Below are 1,063 nucleotides of genomic sequence, written 5' to 3'. Positions count from 1 at the left end.
GGCCTATTCACTGCGGCTTTCCGTTAAGAAAGCACCCCTTCTCCCGAAGTTACGGGGTCATTTTGCCGAGTTCCTTAACCAGAGTTCTCTCGCACACCTTAGGATTCTCTCCTCGCCTACCTGTGTCGGTTTGCGGTACAGGCACCTTTTATCTCGCTAGAAGCTTTTCTTGGCAGCGGGGAATCAAAGACTTCGCTCCATAAGGAGCTTCCCCATCACAGCTCAGCCTTCACGATAAGCGGATTTGCCTACTTATCAGCCTAACTGCTTGGACGTGCACAACCAATCGCACGCTTCTTCTATCCTTCTGCGTCCCTCCATTGCTCAAACGATAAAGAGGTGGTACAGGAATATCAACCTGTTGTCCATCGCCTACGCCTGTCGGCCTCGGCTTAGGTCCTGACTAACCCTGAGCGGACGAGCCTTCCTCAGGAAACCTTAGGCATTCGGTGGACGGGATTCTCACCCGTCTTTCGCTACTCATACCGGCATTCTCACTTCTAAGCGCTCCACCAGTCCTTCCGGTCTGACTTCACTGCACTTAGAACGCTCCCCTACCACTGATACCATTGGTATCAATTCGCAGCTTCGGTGGTGTATTTAGCCCCGGTACATTTTCGGCGCAGAGTCACTCGACTAGTGAGCTATTACGCACTCTTTAAATGGTGGCTGCTTCTAAGCCAACATCCTAGTTGTCTAAGCAACTCCACATCCTTTTCCACTTAATACACACTTTGGGACCTTAGCTGGCGATCTGGGCTGTTTCCCTCTTGACTACGGATCTTATCACTCGCAGTCTGACTCCTAAGGATAAGTCATTGGCATTCGGAGTTTGACTGAATTCGGTAATCCGATGAGGACCCCTAGTTCAATCAGTGCTCTACCTCCAAGACTCTTACACTTAAGGCTAGCCCTAAAGCTATTTCGGGGAGAACCAGCTATCTCCAGGTTCGATTGGAATTTCTCCGCTACCCACACCTCATCCCCGCACTTTTCAACGTGCGTGGGTTCGGGCCTCCATTCAGTGTTACCTGAACTTCACCCTGGACATGGGTAGATCACC

At 50.9% G+C, this 1,063-nt stretch carries 1 rRNA gene; it reads right to left on the bottom strand.

Features of this window, described 5'->3' with window-relative positions:
• Positions 1-1,063: ribosomal RNA gene (locus tag ACFQ8Y_RS22770) — 23S ribosomal RNA — on the bottom strand; the annotation flags it as partial.

The organism is Isoptericola sp. NPDC056605 (assembly GCF_042792795.1).
Classification (GTDB): Bacteria; Actinomycetota; Actinomycetes; order Actinomycetales; family Cellulomonadaceae; genus Isoptericola.
This window is presented reverse-complemented; position numbering and strand designations above follow the sequence as displayed.